The organism is Pollutimonas rozaliensis (assembly GCF_048751585.1).
Taxonomy (GTDB): domain Bacteria; phylum Pseudomonadota; class Gammaproteobacteria; order Burkholderiales; family Burkholderiaceae_B.
This window is the reverse complement of the sequence record NZ_JAZHOB010000317.1, coordinates 1-243: the sequence shown is the minus strand read 5'-3', so window position 1 is coordinate 243 and position 243 is coordinate 1. Positions and strand designations below refer to the sequence as shown.

General features: G+C 46.1%; 1 protein-coding gene. It reads left to right on the top strand.

The genetic code is table 11. The features are described 5' to 3' along the window. The coding region (locus V0R37_RS23060) for a hypothetical protein (RefSeq protein WP_420376688.1) at window positions 1–243 on the top strand (243 nt) is incomplete at both ends.

Below are 243 nucleotides of genomic sequence, written 5' to 3'. Positions count from 1 at the left end.
AAGCTCTGAAAGTCCGTGACGGAAGCCCATTGGATGTGCCGATGATGCTTTTTGGATGGGACAAGGCGGAGGATATGCACGTCTATCGTGGTGAGAAGTCCAAGGAGGACAAGGAAAAGCGTAAGACCGATGAACTCGTTGGCGTTATAAGAGAAGCCTTCCGAAATTCTTTCAAACTCACCTATCAGGAACTTTGTGATGTTCTGATGCGAGAAATGGAAATAAAGGATAGAACCGCAAAGA